Here is a 17,740-nt window from a genome sequence, read left to right as displayed (position 1 = left end):
AATGCAGGCACTGCTCTATACGCTTGCGCCTGTGCTGGCGGTCGTGCTCGGCGCGATTGTCGCGAGCCGCACCAAGTTGAAACCTGGCCTCGTGGCGGGCCTACAGCATCTCGCTGCCGGCGTCGTGTTCGCGGCGGCAGCGACCGAAATCCTGCCGCAGGTCAAGCATGAGGCATCGCCCAGCGCGACGTTGATCGGCGGGGCGGCGGGCGTCGCGACCATGCTGGGGCTCAAGGCTCTTGAGGCCCGCTTCAAGGGGCCGATGGCGCTACTCGCCGCGATCGGCATCGACATTCTGGTCGACGGCCTGGTGCTCGGCCTCGCTTTCGTGGCGGGCGAGAAGGCAGGTCTCCTGCTGACGATCGCGCTCACTCTGGAAGTGTTATTTCTGGGACTGACGCTGACCGACGAGCTGGCGGAAACCTATCGCTCGCGCTTGCGCATCATCGTGATCGTCTCGGCATTGGCCCTGCTGCTGCCGATCGGCGCGCTCGCTGCCGTGCCGGTCGCCGCGCTGTCGCCGGTGATGATCGCCGGCTTCCTCAGCTTCGGGCTGATGGCGCTGCTCTACCTCGTCACGGAGGAGTTGCTGGTCGAGGCGCACGAGAAACCCGACACCCCGCTCATCAGCTCGATGTTTTTCGTCGGCTTCCTGGCCCTGCTGACACTTGAGGAGATGATGGGATGATCCCGGGCAACGACAACAATGGCGGGCAGGAGCGCCGCACACTGTGGATCGTCCTGCTGCTGAACGCGGCGATCGCTGCGGGCTTCTTCGTTTCCGGCTTCTTCGCGGACTCGAGCGCGCTGATCGCCAACGGCGTCGACAACCTGTCCGATACGGCTGTGTATGCGCTGAGCCTTGTGGCGCTCACCCGGGGCCAGACATGGAAGACACGCGCCGCGGTCGCTTCGGGCGTCATGCTGCTGATCTTCGCGGGCGGCATCTTGATCGATGTCGGACGGCGCTACGTGCAGGGCAGCGAGCCCATCGGACCTACCATGATGGTCATGTCCGCGATCGCCGGCGTCGTGAATTACCTCTGCCTGCGGCTGCTCCAGCGCCTCAAGGATCCGGACGTCAATCTCCGGGCCGCAACCACCTTCAGCTTCAACGACTTCATTTCCAACGGCGGCATCCTGATCGCCGGCGTGCTGGTGCTGTGGTTGGGTACCAATTGGCCGGACCTGCTGGTCGGCTTCGCCACCGCCATCATCGCCATCAAGGGCGGTGTCGAAATCCTGCGCGACGCGCGCGCCGAAACCAAGAAAAGCGAAAGGAGGTCGTCATGAACGACAAGCTCGAACTCGACATTCCAGTGTTGTTGCCGGACCTTCCTGACGCGGCCGATGCCTGCCTGGACCGTCTCGTATCAACCCTGTCAAAGCGCGAAGGTGTCGAGCGGGCGCATGTGATCTGTCTCGACGGCAACACGCCAGCGGCGCTGTGCATCCATTTCGATGCCGCCAAGCTGCCGCTGCCACGGTTGCGCGAAATGGTGCGCGCCGCAGGTGCCGAAATCACCGAGCGCTACGGCCATGCGATCTGGCAGGTGACGGGGATCAACCACGAACGTCGGGCGCGCACGGTCAGCGATGCGCTGTGCGCCTTGCCCGGCGTGGTCCAGGCAAGCGCCAGCACCAGCGGGTCTGTCCGGGTCGAATATGATCGCCGCGAAACCACCGAAGAGGAGGTGCGCGCTGCGCTTCGCAAGCTGAAGGTGAGGGTGGGCAAGCGGGTCGCTGCCGATGAACATGCCGGCCACGACCACGGCCCCGGGGGCCACGGCGCGGGCGAAGAGAAGCACGGCCCCGGCGATGGCCACGACCATAGCCACGCCGAATTTCTCGGCCCCAATACCGAGCTGATCTTCGCGCTCGCCTGTGGCGCGCTGCTGGGGATCGGCTACGCGATCGAGAGGCTGGTCGCTGGCGCGCCCGAATGGCTGCCGACCGCCTGCTATATCGCAGCCTATTTCTTCGGCGGATTCTTCACGCTGCGCGAGGCGATCGACAACCTCCGGATGAAGAAGTTCGAGATCGACACGCTGATGTTGGTCGCTGCGGCCGGCGCCGCTGCGCTGGGCGCATGGGCCGAAGGTGCGCTGCTGCTGTTCCTGTTCAGCCTCGGCCATGCGCTTGAGCATTATGCAATGGGCCGCGCCAAGAAGGCGATCGAGGCGCTGGCGAAGCTCGCGCCCGAAACCGCGACCGTGCGACGCGGCGGGCAGACCAGCGAAATCCCGGTCGAGCAGATGGTCGTCGGGGACATTGCCATCGTCCGCCCGAACGAGCGCCTGCCTGCCGACGGCTTCGTCATCAAGGGCACCAGCGCGATCAACCAGGCCCCGGTCACGGGTGAAAGCATCCCGGTCGACAAGGTGCCGGTCGCAGATGCCGCAGCGGCACGCGCCAAGCCCGATGCAGTCGACGCGGAAAGCCGGGTTTTTGCTGGTACGATCAACGGCGGCGGCGCGATCGAGATCGAGGTGACACGCCGTTCCAATGAAAGCGCGCTTGCCAAGGTCGTGAAGATGGTGAGCGAAGCGGAGACGCAGAAGTCGCCGACGCAGCGCTTCACCGACCGGTTCGAACGGATCTTCGTGCCCGCCGTCCTGGTCCTGTCAGTGCTCCTGCTGTTCGCATGGGTGGTCGTCGACGAGCCGTTCCGCGACAGCTTCTATCGCGCGATGGCGGTGCTGGTGGCGGCAAGCCCGTGCGCGCTCGCGATCGCAACGCCGAGCGCGGTCCTGTCGGGCGTTGCCCGTGCAGCGCGGGGCGGCGTGCTCGTGAAGGGCGGTGCACCGCTCGAAAACCTCGGGTCGCTCAAAGCGATCGCTTTCGACAAGACGGGCACGCTGACCGAAGGTCGTCCGCGCATCACTGATGTCGTGCCCGTCGATGGCGCCGATGAAGGCGAGTTGCTGGCGCTGGCTGTCGCCGTCGAAGCGTTGAGCGACCATCCCCTGGCCCAAGCGATCGTCAAGGACGGCCGCGAACGTCTGAACGATCGTGCCGTGCCGACTGCCGGCGACCTCAAGAGCCTGACCGGTCGGGGCGTCACCGCGAGCGTGGATGGCGAGACGGTGTGGATCGGCAAGGCCGAGATGTTCGGAAGTGAGGGCATTCCGGCGCTGGGGCAGGGCGCGCAGGACGCAATCGCGAAGCTGCGCGAGAACGGCCGCACGACAATGGTGGTCCGCAAGGGGGACCGCGACCTGGGCGCGATCGGCCTGATGGACACGCCTCGCGAAGCTGCCAAGACCGCGTTGCGTCGGCTGCACGAGATGGGCGTGTCGCGGATGATAATGATCTCCGGCGATCACCAGAAAGTCGCCGAAGCGATCGCCGACGAAGTCGGGATCGACGAAGCGTGGGGCGACCTCATGCCCGAAGACAAGGTTGCCGCGATCAAGAAGCTCGCCGGCGAAGACAAGGTCGCGATGGTGGGCGACGGCGTGAACGATGCGCCGGCGATGGCAAGCGCCACGGTCGGCATCGCGATGGGCGCGGCGGGGTCGGACGTTGCGCTGGAGACAGCCGACGTGGCGCTGATGGCCGACGATCTGGCGCACCTGCCATTCGCAGTCGGTCTTAGCCGCCATACCCGTGGAATCATCCGGCAGAACGTCTTCGTCAGCCTGGGTGTCGTCGCCTTCCTGGTGCCTGCTACCATCCTCGGCCTCGGCATTGGGCCAGCGGTGGCGGTTCATGAGGGATCGACGCTGCTCGTCGTCATCAATGCGCTCAGGCTGCTCGCCTACCGCGATCCGGCAGGGAAGGCGGCATGAAGTGGCTGATCGCCTTCGACCTCGACGGCACGCTTGCCGAGAGCAAGCGGCCGTTATCGGAGGATATGGCCGCAATCCTCGCCCGATTGCTCGCCATCACGGATGTGGCGGTGATCTCGGGCGGGGACTGGCCGCAGTTCGAAAAGCAGATCGCCTCGCGCCTTCCTGCCGGCGTCGCGCTCGACCGTCTCTGGTTGATGCCGACCACAGGCACGAAACTCTATCGGTTCATCAATGGCGCTTGGCGCGCGGTCTATGCCGAACTGTTCGACGACGCGGAGAAGGCGAAGATCCGCACGGCCTTCGATCAGGCGCTGACCGATGCCGGTCTCGCCGACGAACGTATCTGGGGCGAACGGATCGAGGACCGGGGCAGCCAGATCACCTTTTCGGGCCTGGGGCAGGCAGCGCCGCTGAAGGAAAAGGAAGCGTGGGATCCTGACCGAAAGAAGAGGACCGCGTTGCAGGCCACGTTGCGCGCGAAGCTGCCGGAGCTCTCGATCAATCTCGGTGGCACGACATCGATCGACGTGACCAGAGCAGGGATCGACAAGGGCTATGGCCTGAAGCGCCTGAGTGCCGAGAGCGGTGTCCCGCTCGACGGGATGCTGTTCATTGGGGATGCGATATTCCCCGGTGGGAATGACTATCCCGCTGCTGAAATCGGCCTCGACACAGTGAGGGTGCGCGACGTCGCGGAAACCACCGCCGTCGTGACCGCCATCATCGCGTGTCTGCACCGATAGGATCAAGATACATGGTCGGCTCCATCACGGAATGCCGCATTGTCAAAGCTCTGGCTTCTGTCGCTTAGGGCAGCGCTTCCTAAAACGAAAAGAAGGCAATGTGCGCGTCTCCGCGAACAAAGCCTCCAGCGATCAATCTAAGAGATTCCGCCGCGCTTCTCAATCGTAGGGGGCGTTTGCGGGAGGGGGCGGAATCCTACGCTAAGGATTTGGGCCAGCGATATTCCCCGGTTAGATTGATGTGTTCCCATCCCAACGGCGAGACGTGGGCGAGTAGATCAGGCGCGATATGGGTACCGCTGGCGGCCCGGGTATTGACGACCTCGCCGAGCTTCATGGTGTTCCAGAATATGATGATGGCGGCGAGCAGGTTCATTCCGGCGATGCGATAGTGCTGGCCTTCGCCGGATCGATCCCGGATTTCACCTCGGCGGTGGAAGCTGATGGCGCGCTTTAGGGCGTGGTGGGCCTCACCCTTGTTGAGGCCGATCTGAGCCTGGCGCTGGAGGCCGGCATCAAGAATCCAGTCGATCATGAACAGGGTTCGCTCGATGCGGCCCACCTCTCGCAATGCGAGGGCCAGCTCATTCTGGCGTCACCTCAAGGTTTGTTCGCCAGACAACGATTTCTCGGACATAAGCGGAACATGGGCTACGCTACACGCTTCAACCGCGCCATTGGCTCGTTGAGTGGGTGGAATTCACCTGCTGGAAGTCGCCTGGCCTGCTCCCAGAGGTAATCGCCGGTCAGACTGATGTGCGCCCAGCCCATCGGAGAAAGGCGCGCAAGCAGTGCCGCATCGAACGTCGTGCCGACAGCGTTGAGGTGCTGGGCGGCCCGGTCGAGATAGACCGTGTTCCAGTAGGAAATCGCCGCAATCAGCAGGTTCAGCCCAGATGCGCGAAATTCCTGATTTTCCAGCGAGCGATCGGTGAACCGACCCTGCCGGTTGGTATAGATGGCGGCGGCAAGCGTGTGCCTCGCCTCGCCTTTGTTGAGACCGGCCTGACAGGCACGTCGCAGTTCCGGTTGTTCAAGCCAATCGAGCGTGAACAAAGTGCGCTCGATACGGCCCAGTTCAGCCAATGCAAAATCCAGCCTGTTCTGGCGTTTGTAGGCGGCAAGTTTTCGCAAGATTACTGACGGCGCCACCGTGCCATCCTTGATTGAGGCGACAATCCTGACGATGTCATCCCAATCGGCCTCGATCGCTGCCGTTTTGATGGTGCGGCCCATCAGATTTTCGATGCCCTTGTATGTCGATGGCGCAGCGATCGAACCCAGCTTGCGGTCGCCAATATCGCGCAGCCGGGGCGCGAAGCGGAACCCGAGTAGGTGGCAGAGTGCGAAAACATGATCGGTGGCGCCGCCGGTATCGGTATAGTGCTCATGCAACGGAAGGTTGCCGGCGCCCAGGACAAGCCCGTCGAGCACGTAAGGCGCTTCACCTGCCGTCGCGGACATGATCCGTGATCCGAATGATGCGAAGTGATCGGAAAGGTGAGAATAGATTTTCACGCCAGGTTCGGCGCCATATTTGGCATTGACGTCCGCCGCCCCTGAACGGCTCCGCCCCGACCGGAAGAACTGGCCATCGGACGACGAACTGGTGCCAGCGCCCCAATGCCGCGCGAAGGGTAATTCGTGATGGGCTGAGATGATCATGGCCAGCGCGGCCTGATAGTTCTCGGGTGAAAGATACCAGTTGTGGGTCCATGCGAGTTGGGCATAGCTGACGCCTTCGCTGGCATTGGCCATCCGCTCCAGCCCGAGGTTGGTGCCATCAGCCAGAATTGCGGCGAGTACCGTGCTGGGGTTGTCGTGCTCCTTGCCTGAGCGCAGGTCACGGAATGCGTTCAAAAAACCAGTGCGTTCGGCGACTTCAAGCAGCAGCTCGGTGATGCGCACGCGGGGAAGCAGGGTATCGAGCTTGCGATCGAGGGCTTCAGCTTCCGGTGGGGTGACAGGCGGCATTTGCTGAAGCTTGAGCCGGTCTCGTTCGAGCGACACTCCCTCAAGCTTGTTTGTTTTCAACTGCTTGGCAAATCGGCGCAGCCGCCAGTCAAGATTTCGTGCCCGGTCAGCGAGGTAGGATGCAGCATTTGAATCGAACGGAAGCACATCCGCCACTTTGGCGGCGTCGCGCCGACCCAGCAAATAGGCATCGAAGCGCTGATAGTTGCGGGTTCCCTCGATCCATACATCACCGGCGCGCAAACGATCACGCAAGGTTGCCATGATCGCAATTTCATAACGTCGGCGGTCGATACGGCCGCTTTCGGTGATGAGACGCTTCCACTGCCGATTGGGGAATGGCAGTGGAACGCCATCGGGAAGGTCGCGCGACTTTCGTGTGTTCGCATCGCGAATGACATCGATGGCTTTGATCAGTGCCGTCCCTGTTCCAGACGCCTTGAAGGTGAAGGCGTCCAGAAATGCCGGGCTGAAACGCCGTAGCGTGGCGTAACGCTCGGTTGCCGTTACCAGTGCGTCCTCGCCGGCAAGATCAGCAAGGGCATCTACTTGGGCCTTTGCCGCAACAAGCCGGTGCCAGCCCACCGCTTCGTCAATCAATTCGAGCGGATCGCCGCCATTCTGGACAGCCTCATCAAGTGCTGTAATCGTGGCGCCAAACAGCCGCATGAGTTGCCCCACCGACTGAATACTATCTTGGTAGCGACGCTCGCGCCCACGCCGCGCGCGCGTGAACATGCCGCCGATAAGTCGGTCAAACATTTGGATCGCGGCATCGGCAAGTCTGGCCTCAAGGTCGATCACTGCGGCCGTCAACGTCGCCCGCCTGCGATTGACGCTGTAATCCGAAAGCAGGAATGCCGGTGCCACGCCGCCCTCGCGGACAAATTGGGCAAAGCGGAATTCCGGAATGGCGCCCCCAACTACCGGGTGGATACCTATGCCGCGAACATAGCGCAGGCGCTCAAGCAAGCCATTGATATTGGCCGCAGTCGGGGCTTCTTCGAAATTACGCAACCACGCCAGCGGTGTCATGCCGAAATCCGGGTTGTTGATTACGAGTTCGTCTAGCCGTGTCAGTTCAGCAGAGCTGAGGCCTTCGACGATTGCGGCTGCGGCAGCTTTGCGTGCGCGTGCCCGGCCAGCAAGACCGGCGCGTTCCAGTGTGTCGCCTGACGGAAGAATGAACCGCTCACCCTTCAGGCCAACCATGAGGGCGCGAACAATCGGTTCACCTCTGTCTGTATACTCGGCGGCTTGCGCGGCAAGATTCAGGGCAAGTGCCAGGTCGCCGCGTCGAAACGGGCGTATGCCAAGATAACGCGCCACGAGATCGGCATGATCGGTACGGGTTTGCGCGCGCTGACCATATGCAGAGAAGGAGGAAGGATCGACGAATAACTGTGCCGCGAGGTACTGAAGAATGACGTCGGGAAGCCCGATCTCGGGTTGCAGACCAAAGCCGGGATGTCGCATCAAAGCGATTTGTGCAGCCAGACCGAGGCGATTTGCTGGACCATAGCGGCGCCCAACCAATTCAACATCTTCCGCAGAAAGGGTATAATGCCCAATGATCGCGGTTTCTTGGACAGGAGGATCGAACAGGCGCCGGCGCTCGTCTCCGGTCAGAAGTCGGCGTCGTGCCATTTTGCTCTCCCGCTGAGGCGAATAACAAAATTGACACCAAAGCGGCTTGCACTGGAGGGAGGCCATTCGTTGCCGGTTGATCCCCGAGCAATCACCCGGCGCAGCAAGACAGTTTGGCGACATCCTTATCAAACGTTTGGGCCGCCAGTTTGAGGCCTTCCACAGTGGTCAGGTAAGGAAATATCGTTGCACCCAATTCCAGGGTGGTCATGCCGTGTTTGATCGCCAGCACCAGTGTCTGGATCGAATCCGCGCCTTCGGGTGCCATGATCTGGCCGCCCAGCAAACGGTCGTTCGCCTTGTCGGCAATCAGTTTGATGAGACCCCGCGTATCGCGCGCTGCCAGTGCCCTTGGCACAGCATCGAGCGGGAGCAGCGAAACCTTGATGTCCAGGCCTTGCGCCCGTGCTGTCGTTTCAGTGAGGCCGGCGCTGGCGACTTGCGGGTCGGTGAAGACGACGGATGGCATGGAGGAATTGTCGTAGCGGTATTGGTTGCCCGTCACCGCGTTGCGCGCGGCCAGTTTTGCGCCATAGGCGGCCATGTAGACGAACTGGTCCCGTCCCGTTACATCGCCCGCCGCGTAAATGCCTGGAACCGACGTTTCGAGGTGGTCATCGACGACGATTCCACCATTACGGGCAAGCACTATGCCGCGCTCCTCCAGCCCAAGCCCGTCGCTATTGGGTCGGCGTCCGGTGGCGATGAGCACCTGTTCCGCCGCGACGGTGTCACAATGCCCCTCGCAGGTCAATTCGACCCCGCTCTGTGTTTGGGCGATACGCTGATAGCCGACACCTGCGCAAACCCGCACGCCCTCGGCTTCCAAATAGTTTTTCAGCGCGGCACTCACTTCCGGGTCCATTTCGGGGAGCAGGCGGCTTCGGCAGCAGATGGTGACATCAACGCCCAGACGCGAAAACATCTGTCCCAGTTCTACCCCGATCACCCCGCCACCGATCACCAGCAGCGATTTGGGCAAGCGATCCAGCGCCAGCGCCGATGTGCTGGTTAGGTAGGGCACGCTGTCCATCCCCGGAATCGGCGGCACGGCGGCGTGCGCACCCATCGCCAATATGACCTTGCCGACCTTCATGGGCGCATCGCCGACAATCAGCGCACCATCGGCAAAGCGTGCCTTGCCCTCGATATAGCTCACACCGTCATAGGCGGGCAGCAGATCGACATATTTTTTTTGGCGCAGCGTCGTGACAAGATCGTCCTTCGACGCCGCCAATACGGACCAGTCATCCATCTGGACAGCGCCCCCAAGGCCGGGAAAGCGCGCGGCGGCAAGCCCACCATGCACCGCTTCGGCGGCGCGGATCAGCGTCTTGGAAGGAACGCAGCCAACATTGACACAGGTGCCGCCAATCGTGCCGTGACCGACGAGCGCCACTTTCGCGCCCAGATCGGCAGCGGCGATCGCGGCGGAGAACCCGGCAGAACCCGCGCCGATGACGGCCACGTCAAATCCTTCCTGCCCGGGGCGGTTGCAACAGTCGTTCATTGCTTATCGCTTTCTTGAGGCGCTGGCGGCGCCCCGCTCAGTTTTGAATAGCGCGCGCCGGATAACCCGCGTTGGTTGATGCAGCGGCAATCGCAGCAGCATTGGTGCGGCGCGGGTTATAGGTTGCGCGCGCGGTCTTGGCTGCGAAATCGACCGTGACCGCCGTTACCCCGGCGACGCCTTCCATCGCCTTCTTCACGGTGATCGGGCAGGTGGCGCAGGTCATGTTCTCTATGGCAAAGGTGGTTTGCTTCTGAGCGGTTGCGGTAGCCGCGGGGCGATCTTGCGCCGTGCCACTAACTGCATAGGCGACCCCGCCGCCAGCCATAGCCAGCACGGCCATAGCGATACATACTGTCTTTTTCATGGGTATTTCCTTTCAATAGAACCAGGGTGCCCACCAGTCGATGGTAAGCGCCAGGATGGCGACGGCAAGGCCCAGCCACAGCACCGCCTTGGTGGTCCAAGCCGATTGTGGACGAGCGCAGTAGGAACCGTCTTCACAGGGCGGTTTCGGCTTGAAATAGACATGCCAGAAGCCGTAGCCGAGCAGCGCGAGCGTTACGCCTGCGACATAGGGCTTGTAAGGTTCGAGCGCCGTCAGGTTGGCGATCCACGCGCCGGAAATTCCGAGCATAACCAACAGTAGCGGGACGACGCAGCAAGCCGAGGCGAGCCCCGCGCCGATCAATGCGCCCGCCGCAACCCAGTTTGCCTGCTTCGGCTCGTGGTTTTCGGTGAGGGCTGGCTGTCCCGCTTCCGGCGTTGAGACCATGGCTTGAATCCCTTGTTCCAACTGAGTGATTCGCAGTGTAGGCTCTGTAGCCACTACAGACTCAAGAGGTATTTTCATGGAGCAACAGGTCGGCATCTTGCGTGCCCAGCTTGCCCGGAAAACAGGCTGCAATCTCGAAACCATCCGCTATTACGAGAAGGTGGGATTGCTGCCGGGGCCGCCTCGCAGTTCCAACGGCTACCGCGTCTATTCGCCGGAACTGGTGCAAAGGTTGCAGTTCATCCTGCGCGCGCGCGACCTTGGCTATGCAATGGATGAGATACGGTGGCTCTGTTGCAAAGATTGGCGGCAGTCAGAGGTAGGCTGTCGCTCTGCGCCGATCAGGCGGCTGCTGCGAAATGGTGGTTGAGCATGCCCATGGCCTCCGTCAGCGCCGAGGGCCCAATGCCAAAAGCTCTCTCCACAAGGCGCACCTCGCCCCTGATGCCGGGCTGCAGGCACCAGGGGCGAGCCTGTCCTTTGCGCAGGGCTCGCATGACTTCGAATCCCTTGATCGTGGCATAGGCCGTGGGGATCGATTTGAAACCGCGCACCGGCTTGATCAGTATCTTGAGCTTTCCGTGATCGGCCTCGATCACGTTATTGAGATACTTCACCTGCCGGTGGGCCGTCTCCCGGTCCAGCTTTCCTTCGCGCTTCAATTCGGTGATCGCTGCACCATAGCTCGGCGCTTTGTCGGTATTGAGCGTGGCAGGCTTTTCCCAGTGCTTCAGGCCTCGCAGGGCCTTGCCCAGGAACCGCTTCGCTGCCTTGGCGCTGCGGGTCGGCGACAGGTAGAAATCGATCGTGTCGCCCCGCTTGTCGACTGCCCGGTACAGGTAGGTCCACTTGCCCCGCACCTTGACGTAGGTTTCATCCAGGCGCCAGCTCGGATCAAAGCCACGCCGCCAGAACCAGCGCAGCCGCTTCTCCATCTCCGGGGCGTAGCACTGGACCCAGCGATAGATCGTCGTATGGTCGACCGAAATGCCGCGTTCCGCCAGCATTTCCTCAAGGTCGCGATAGCTGATCGGATAGCGACAATACCAGCGCACCGCCCACAGGATCACATCACCCTGGAAATGGCGCCACTTGAAATCCGTCATCGTTCCGTCCGTCCAATCTCCGCCAAGCATGCTCAAGCTTCACGATTTTTGCAACAGAGCCCGTTCAGCCATCTATGCTCATCTCGGCGGACTTGTTCAAACCGACACACAAACTACGCACTCGGCGCTTCGCACAAAGTTCTATAGGACAGCGAAGGCCGGTCATCCATCGATTCCGGCATCATTTGATACATGCATTATCTTAGGGCAGCCCGACGTAAAATTGCCGTCCCGAAACGAGCCATCGCCCGTGTCCGTCCATCCAATGATCGAGATGGCCAGCACCGCAGAGGCCGACGACCACCGCGACCTGACAACGGCGCAAACGGCCGAGTTCGGGGGTCATCTCGACCTCTACGATCGCACATCTTGCCTGCAGGACAGCGACTAAAGCGGGCGGCGACTACGGCAGAGAGGTGAGGGGAAGGGAGCCGGGCGCGCAGAATGGCTGCGCGAGACCGGAGCGACTCCCATGCTGGCCAGCGATCGCCCCGCGCCGTCCGCGCGGCCCCGTGACATCGACTATATCCGCGTCGCCGAGCCGGCTCCCGTCGTGCTTGCCTATGGCATCGGCGTCGACAGCACGGCGCTCCTCGTCGAGCTCGAAAGCCGCGGCACGCCGCCTGATCTCGTGATCACCGGTGACCCGGGCATCGAGAAGCCGGAGACCTATGTCTATCAGGAGATGATGGCGGCGTGGATGGCCGCGCGCGGCATCCGCTACGAGACCGTCCGCTACACGCCAAAGCGCTTCAAGCACTGGCCGCCCTATTACGACCTGCTGGCCAATGTCCTCACCAATGCCACACTCCCCAGCATCAGCCTCGGGCGCCACAGCTGCAGTCTTAAGTGGAAAGTGGCTCCGCAGGACGCTTTCCTGAAGCAATGGGAGCCGGCAAAGGCCGCCTGGGCCAGAGGCCAGAAGGTCATACGCCTCATCGGGTATGATGCCTCGCCCGCCGACACGCGCCGCTATAACCATGCGTCCGCCATCGCGAACGATCTGTTCGAATGCCGCTACCCCTTGCGCGAATGGGGCTGGAACCGCGCCGCCTGCATCGCGCGCATAGAGGCCGCAGGTCTGCCGGTGCCACCAAAATCGAGCTGTTTCATCTGCGGGGCGATGAAGCCCGACGAGGTCCGAGCGCTGCCTTCCTGGTGCCTCAGGCTCATCGTCCTTGTCGAAGCGCGCGCAGCTCCACGCCTGCGCACGGTCGAAGGCCTCTGGCGCCGTTCGACTGCGACCCGCCCGGGCCGAATGACCGACTTCATCCGCGCCGAAGAACTGCTCCCTGCGGCCGACATCGACGCGATCATCCGCGATGCGCCGGCCGATCTCATCCGCTTCCAGGACGTGGCAGGGCACGTCCCGCTCCCCGAACGACCGACAATGGCGGAGTGGCTCGACATGTTCAACGCCGGCCTGTTGGAGGCAGCATGACAGTCCCCGTCACCGAACGCATCACCCAGCTCAACGATCGCTGCCGGCACGGCCTCGACCCCAACGCGCGGATCATGGTCACGCGCAACTGTCTCGCCCGGCTTTCAGGCGACGGCGAGGGGATCGCTGAGGTACTCGCCCAGGCCGCGTTGCTTGCGGCCGTGCGCCGTTACGCGTTCCAGCCGGGTGATGGCCCCGAACGCGACTTCGGCGCCTTCGACCTGCAGGGGCAGCGAGTCCTCTTCAAGATCTTGTATGAGGAAACGGTTGTCAAGAACACATTCTGTGTATCCTTTCCCGTGAGGCTTCCGGCTCCATTGCCGCCGTATTCAGATCCCATCGATTGGCTTCGATCGTTCCGAGGTCAGCTGATGCACAATCCGTGCATAGACTTGTATCCGGTCGAGGCCGAAGCCGCGTACCATAATCCGTATTCACATCCTCGGATCGAGCAAAGGCGGATGCGGACCAAACTACTACTGGGCGTTTCTAGGCGCCATCAATCTTCCCGGTCACGCATCGCACCAACCCGCGTCGCCTTATTGAGCCTGTTGCAACATAGGCATCAGACGGCGCGGAGCTCGGCGCCCTGCGGGACCAGTCCGGTTTCCACGAAGCGCCAAAGCGCGATTAGCAATTTTCGGGCGAGCGCCACAATCCCGACCTTGGCCGCGCGCCCGCCGTTTCCCTTGAAGCGGTTGCGATACCAAACCGCCAACTCGCTGCTTGGCTGATATCGTAGCCAACACCACGCAAGCTCCACCATCAGAACGCGCGTTCCGTGGTTGCCAGCCTTGCTAATGCCCTGATCGCGTGAGACGTCTCCACTCGCGTAGGGCGCGGGGGCCAGCCCAAGAAAAGCAGCGACGTGTCGTCGGCTTTCAAACTTGCGGCAAAACACCTCGGCAACAAGCATCACTGCGCTGTTGGCACCGATGCCCTTGAGTTGCTCGAGACGGATCGCTTTTTCGCGGCACGGAAACGTCGAGGCTTCGTCCAGAACCACATCGGCGCGGTCGCGTTCAATGCTTTTGATCTGTTCATTGAGCAGCTCGAGGCGACCGAAGCACCGCTCAATCTGGCGACGAAGGTTTGGCGGCAGCAGCCGTCCATCGCCGGTACGCATATCGTCGAGTTGCTTTGACCAGTCACCGCCGCTGATCGCTTTGACCGACTGGATGCCTTGTAAGGCCAGTAGTCCCCTAATTCGCGAAATAATCCGGGTGCGCTCGTGCACAAGATCGCCACGCTCGCGCATGACTCGGCGCGCATCTTCCTCATCCGGCGTTGGCACATCCACGACACGACACACGCTTTTGTCACCTGCGAGATAGGCTTTGAGGATACCGATCATGGCTTCGGCGTCGATGCGGTCAGTCTTCACGCGCTTGCCGCGGCGCGATACAAGGAAGCTGGCAGGATCAAGAACGTAAGTATCGATGCCATTTGCCCGCAACAGTCGTGCCAGCCAGAAGCCATCATAGCCGATCTCGAAGCATAGGCGAATGGCGGCGGGCTTACCAATACGCTCGCCCGTCTTGCTTTCGAGATTGCGAAGGTGACCGAGTAGGGCTGCGCTGTCGCCCGCGGGAATCGTACGCAGCGAGATCTTAGCCGCACCTGGCGTAAGCGATGCCACAAGCCAAGTGCGTTTGCTGAGTTCGACGCTGACAATGACAGAGGTCTGAACGCAATAATCCGATGACTGGTTCTCCATGAGACGTTCTCCGCGAAAGTTGACGGTTCAACGGAATAGCCGAAACCGATCTGCATAGGATCTATTACGACATGGCGCTCGAGTGCGGCTCCGAAGACCCGGCAGATGCCTCGATCACTCGGCGCGTCCTCACCGTCATGCTCGCCGACGATTACTGACCGCGTCCGCGGGCAAATCCAACCTTTCGAAATCGACTGCGCGCTCTTCCAGCCCTCCGGGCCGCGCGAGGGGAGGGGGAAGGCGAGCGTGAGGCTCGCAGAACCGAAGGCACGCGACCCCGGCCGACCCGGCCTTCCCATTCCACGAGGAGATCCGTCTTGAGCACTCCAGAACCGAGCTGCGCCACGCTGCCGCTCTCGCGCATCGTCAAGGGCGACAATCCGCGTCGCTATTTCGACCGGAAAAAGCACGACGATCTCGTCGCTTCGATCCGCATTCGTGGCATCCTGCAGCCGATCCTGGTTCGTCCGGCACCCAGCTCGGACGATAGCTACGCCATCGTCGCCGGCGAGCGCCGGTACAGGGCGGCGCTGGAAGCGTTCGGTTCCGACGGCGAGGTGCCCGCGATCATCCGCGAGATGACCGACCAGGAGGCCCTCGAGGCGGCAATCGACGAGAACGACAATCGCGACGACGCCTCGGAGACGGAACAAGCGGACGCGGCCGTTCGCGTGCTCGCCGCATGCCGTAACGATCGCGCCGAGGCCGCGCGGCGTCTGGGCTGGTCGCGGGCCAAGCTCGATCGCCGCCTGGCGCTCGCCGAACTCTCCGAGGCGGTCAAACTTGCGCTCGACGAACGGCGGATCAAGGTCGGCCATGCTGAACTCCTCGCCGCGATCCCCGCCGACAAGCAGGACAAGGCCCTCGAGACCATCCTGGGCTCCGGTCTCGATGTCAGCAAGACCCGCGACCTCCTCATGCGCGTCACCCAGAATCTCGGCGCGGCGTGCTTCGACAAGACCGACTGCACCACCTGTCCGTTCAACTCGGCCGCACAGCGAACCCTGTTCGAAACCCATGTCGATGACGGCCATTGCACCAATCCGGGCTGCTTCCAGCTCAAGACCGAGGCGTGGGAAACCGCCCAACGCGAGGAGCAGGAGCGCGCCGCTGCCGCGGCCAAGGCAGCGGCGCCGCCGCCCGCAGACGACATCGAGGACGAGGAACAGGATGACGACGAAGACGACGCCATCGACCAGAGCCCGCCGGAAGCGGACGATCAGGAAGAGGCAGGCGACCGCGCCTCGCCTTCGGGCACGGCAGCCACGCCCGCATCCACGCCGCCCACTGTCGTTCAATCCAAGGGCAGTATAGTCCAGGCGCACAAGCCAACGGTCACCGTCAAGTCGATCGCCGGCCGCACCAGCGACCTGCGCGAGGCGACGTGGCGCACCGCGCTCGCCCGTGCGCTCGCCGGCAATGCCGCGCACGCCCAGACCGCGATCCTGGTCGCCGCGATGTCGGGCACGCTCTCGCAGATCAAACCGGAGACGCTGAAGGCCCGCGCCGGCCTGCTGGTGGGCGCCTCGTTCCCGGAGCTCGCCTACAGCGCCAAGATCGCGGAGATCCGCGCGTTGCCCGAGGCTCAGGCCGAGAAGGTGCTTTCCGCGATCGGCGCCGCTTATGCCAAGGATGTGCTCACCTTCGGCCATGTCGCCGACCTCGCCCGGACCTTCGACGTCGACCTGCGCGATGTCTGGCAGGTCGATAAGACATTCCTCGAGCGCTACACCAAGGACGAACTCAGGTTCATCGCCCAGGAGTGCGGCCTCGTCGCGCATGTAAGCGAAAAGGCGTTCGCCAAGCTGCTCAGTGCGAAGAAGGCCGACCTGATCGCTGGCATGCTCAACGCCACCGGCTTCGACTGGGCCGGCCGCCTGCCGAGCTCGATGACGCTCGACGGCCAATATGGCCCGCCCCCCGTGCCGGCCCAAGCCGAAGAGCCGCTCTCCCGACAAGCCGCCTGACCCGCTTCTCCAATCTCACACAAGGACCGAACGCCATGCTGATCTCCAGCCTTCTTCCTATGCTCGCCCGCTACTCGCTCGGCTTCGATCTTGTCGCCGGCGCCAACGACACGGTCACCCTGACCATCCTTCCGCGCAAGGCCGAAGGCGCAAAGGACAATCTCGAGGCCAGCGAAACCCGGCCGATCTCGATCACGGCGACCGCCGCAGAAATCGATGCGGAGCTCGCCCGGGGCCCTGACGGCGCGCTCGGCCAGCTCATCGCCTCGCGCCGCACCCTTGCCGATCAGATCGCGGAGCAGCGACAGGCTGCCGAAGCCGCACGGGCGGCCGCCGCCGAGGCAGCCAAAGCCAAGGCGGCTGCGCCCAAGACGCCCGCGCCTGCAGCCTCACCGAAGACGCCGGCTCCCAGCAGCCCGCCGGTCGATGCCAAGGCCGAGGAGCCCGCCAGCCTCTGGTGACGCGCCGCCCTTGAACTTCCCGATCACCACCAGCCCGGAAGGCCAGCCATGCAGATCAACCAGCTCACCCGCGCCTATCGCTACGACGGCATCGACCTGCCCGTGCCGCCGCACCTTGCGGACGACCGCCAAGCTCTGCGCGCCTATCATGCTACCCTCTACCCGGCGATTCTCACTGCCGAGGCGGTGGACGCCGGCGTGTCGGGCACCGCCCACGTCACCGAATATCGCCGCGCCGTCGGCACCAAGGGCTGATCGTGCCCTGCGGCAACGACGCGCCGATCCCCGCCGCACCGCGCAAGACGCTCCTCGAATGGATCGAGCACGACGATGGCAACACGAGCGAGTTCCCCCAGCCTTCCTGCAGCGCCCAGGCCAAGGCGCTTCACGCGCGGATCCTCCCCGATCCCGACAACGGCAAAGGCGAAGCGCCGGAGCCGCTCCAGCCTCCTCCCGGTCTCAGGCTCGCGCCCCTCGGTTGACCTCGCGGGGCGAACGGTCGCGTTATCGGCCGACATTCCCGCGACCTTCGACCAGCCCCTCAGCAATCACCACAAGCTGATCGGCCGCTGGGTCGCGGGGCGAGAGCCGAGCGCCAAGCAATA

General features: G+C 63.0%; 16 protein-coding genes and 3 pseudogenes. 12 read left to right on the top strand and 7 right to left on the bottom strand.

The genetic code is table 11. The features are described 5' to 3' along the window. Position 1 precedes the first annotated feature (1 nt). Genes OOT33_RS16905 through OOT33_RS16890 form a run of 4 tightly spaced genes read left to right on the top strand, consistent with a single transcriptional unit; the run spans position 2 to position 4,537 of the window. On the top strand, positions 2 to 688 hold the full coding sequence (locus OOT33_RS16905) for a ZIP family metal transporter (protein ID WP_004212882.1): 687 nt from the start codon (positions 2 to 4) through the stop codon (positions 686 to 688). After that, complete coding sequence (locus OOT33_RS16900; protein WP_004212885.1) at positions 685 to 1,293, top strand: cation transporter; 609 nt, start codon at positions 685 to 687, stop codon at positions 1,291 to 1,293. Before OOT33_RS16905 ends, OOT33_RS16900 begins: the two co-directional genes overlap by 4 nt. Beyond that, positions 1,290 to 3,791, top strand: coding sequence for a heavy metal translocating P-type ATPase (locus OOT33_RS16895; protein WP_004212886.1), 2,502 nt, complete (start codon positions 1,290 to 1,292; stop codon positions 3,789 to 3,791). Before OOT33_RS16900 ends, OOT33_RS16895 begins: the two co-directional genes overlap by 4 nt. Continuing rightward, positions 3,788 to 4,537, top strand: a complete 750-nt coding sequence (locus OOT33_RS16890; RefSeq protein ID WP_004212890.1) for an HAD-IIB family hydrolase — start codon at positions 3,788 to 3,790, stop codon at positions 4,535 to 4,537. The genes OOT33_RS16895 and OOT33_RS16890 overlap by 4 nt, the downstream gene beginning before the upstream one ends. 196 nt (positions 4,538 to 4,733) lie before the next feature. Here the strand turns inward: OOT33_RS16890 and OOT33_RS16885 are convergent. The 5 genes and pseudogenes from OOT33_RS16885 to OOT33_RS16865 form a co-directional block, all read right to left on the bottom strand. Then, positions 4,734 to 5,132 (bottom strand): annotated as a pseudogene (locus OOT33_RS16885) (Tn3 family transposase); the annotation flags it as partial. 56 nt (positions 5,133 to 5,188) lie between these two features. After that, positions 5,189 to 8,158, bottom strand: a complete 2,970-nt coding sequence (locus tag OOT33_RS16880; RefSeq protein ID WP_307751066.1) for a Tn3 family transposase — start codon at positions 8,156 to 8,158, stop codon at positions 5,189 to 5,191. Between the two features lie 91 nt (positions 8,159 to 8,249). After that, on the bottom strand, positions 8,250 to 9,668 hold the full coding sequence (gene merA, locus OOT33_RS16875) for a mercury(II) reductase (RefSeq protein WP_004213247.1): 1,419 nt from the start codon (positions 9,666 to 9,668) through the stop codon (positions 8,250 to 8,252). Positions 9,669 to 9,705: 37 nt separating this feature from the next. Continuing rightward, the gene (locus tag OOT33_RS16870; RefSeq protein WP_004213249.1) at positions 9,706 to 10,035 is read right to left on the bottom strand and encodes a heavy-metal-associated domain-containing protein; all 330 of its coding nucleotides are present in this window, start codon (positions 10,033 to 10,035) and stop codon (positions 9,706 to 9,708) included. Positions 10,036 to 10,047: 12 nt separating this feature from the next. Next, positions 10,048 to 10,443: a mercuric transporter MerT family protein gene (locus OOT33_RS16865; RefSeq protein WP_014072602.1), complete on the bottom strand. Its 396-nt coding sequence runs from the start codon at positions 10,441 to 10,443 to the stop codon at positions 10,048 to 10,050. Positions 10,444 to 10,519: 76 nt separating this feature from the next. On the opposite strand from OOT33_RS16865, the pseudogene OOT33_RS16860 reads away from it, so the two are divergent. Further along, positions 10,520 to 10,735 (top strand): annotated as a pseudogene (locus OOT33_RS16860) (MerR family transcriptional regulator); the annotation flags it as partial. A 49-nt stretch (positions 10,736 to 10,784) separates the two neighbouring features. Here the strand turns inward: OOT33_RS16860 and OOT33_RS16855 are convergent. Further along, complete coding sequence (locus OOT33_RS16855; protein ID WP_001389365.1) at positions 10,785 to 11,549, bottom strand: IS6-like element IS6100 family transposase; 765 nt, start codon at positions 11,547 to 11,549, stop codon at positions 10,785 to 10,787. Between the two features lie 250 nt (positions 11,550 to 11,799). Between OOT33_RS16855 and OOT33_RS16850 the strand changes: the two genes are divergently transcribed. After that, positions 11,800 to 11,940 (top strand): hypothetical protein, encoded by a 141-nt coding sequence (locus OOT33_RS16850; protein WP_174703678.1) that lies wholly within the window; start codon positions 11,800 to 11,802, stop codon positions 11,938 to 11,940. Between the two features lie 81 nt (positions 11,941 to 12,021). Beyond that, complete coding sequence (locus OOT33_RS16845) at positions 12,022 to 12,990, top strand: hypothetical protein (protein WP_011950468.1); 969 nt, start codon at positions 12,022 to 12,024, stop codon at positions 12,988 to 12,990. 565 nt (positions 12,991 to 13,555) lie between these two features. Here OOT33_RS16845 and OOT33_RS16840 read toward each other — a convergent pair. Continuing rightward, positions 13,556 to 14,707 (bottom strand): IS110 family transposase, encoded by a 1,152-nt coding sequence (locus OOT33_RS16840; protein ID WP_011950467.1) that lies wholly within the window; start codon positions 14,705 to 14,707, stop codon positions 13,556 to 13,558. 62 nt (positions 14,708 to 14,769) lie between these two features. Between OOT33_RS16840 and OOT33_RS16835 the strand changes: the two are divergent. The 5 genes and pseudogenes from OOT33_RS16835 to OOT33_RS16815 form a co-directional block, all read left to right on the top strand. After that, positions 14,770 to 14,865: pseudogene (locus OOT33_RS16835) on the top strand (DUF3768 domain-containing protein); the annotation flags it as partial. Positions 14,866 to 15,024: 159 nt separating this feature from the next. Next, positions 15,025 to 16,674 (top strand): PRTRC system ParB family protein, encoded by a 1,650-nt coding sequence (locus OOT33_RS16830; RefSeq protein ID WP_011950466.1) that lies wholly within the window; start codon positions 15,025 to 15,027, stop codon positions 16,672 to 16,674. A gap of 35 nt (positions 16,675 to 16,709) precedes the next feature. Then, positions 16,710 to 17,135 (top strand): PRTRC system protein E, encoded by a 426-nt coding sequence (locus OOT33_RS16825; RefSeq protein ID WP_011950465.1) that lies wholly within the window; start codon positions 16,710 to 16,712, stop codon positions 17,133 to 17,135. A 48-nt stretch (positions 17,136 to 17,183) separates the two neighbouring features. Continuing rightward, a complete protein-coding gene (locus tag OOT33_RS16820) occupies positions 17,184 to 17,390 on the top strand; it encodes a PRTRC system protein C (RefSeq protein ID WP_041380136.1) in 207 nt (68 codons plus the stop codon). Between the two features lie 2 nt (positions 17,391 to 17,392). After that, positions 17,393 to 17,617: a hypothetical protein gene (locus OOT33_RS16815; protein WP_129927365.1), complete on the top strand. Its 225-nt coding sequence runs from the start codon at positions 17,393 to 17,395 to the stop codon at positions 17,615 to 17,617. Positions 17,618 to 17,740: the final 123 nt, after the last annotated feature.

Origin of the sequence: Sphingobium sp. DEHP117 (genome assembly GCF_030867385.1) — a bacterium.
GTDB lineage: Bacteria > Pseudomonadota > Alphaproteobacteria > Sphingomonadales > Sphingomonadaceae > Sphingobium.
Note: the sequence above shows the minus strand (reverse complement) of the source record. Positions and strands in the feature narration are given on the sequence as shown.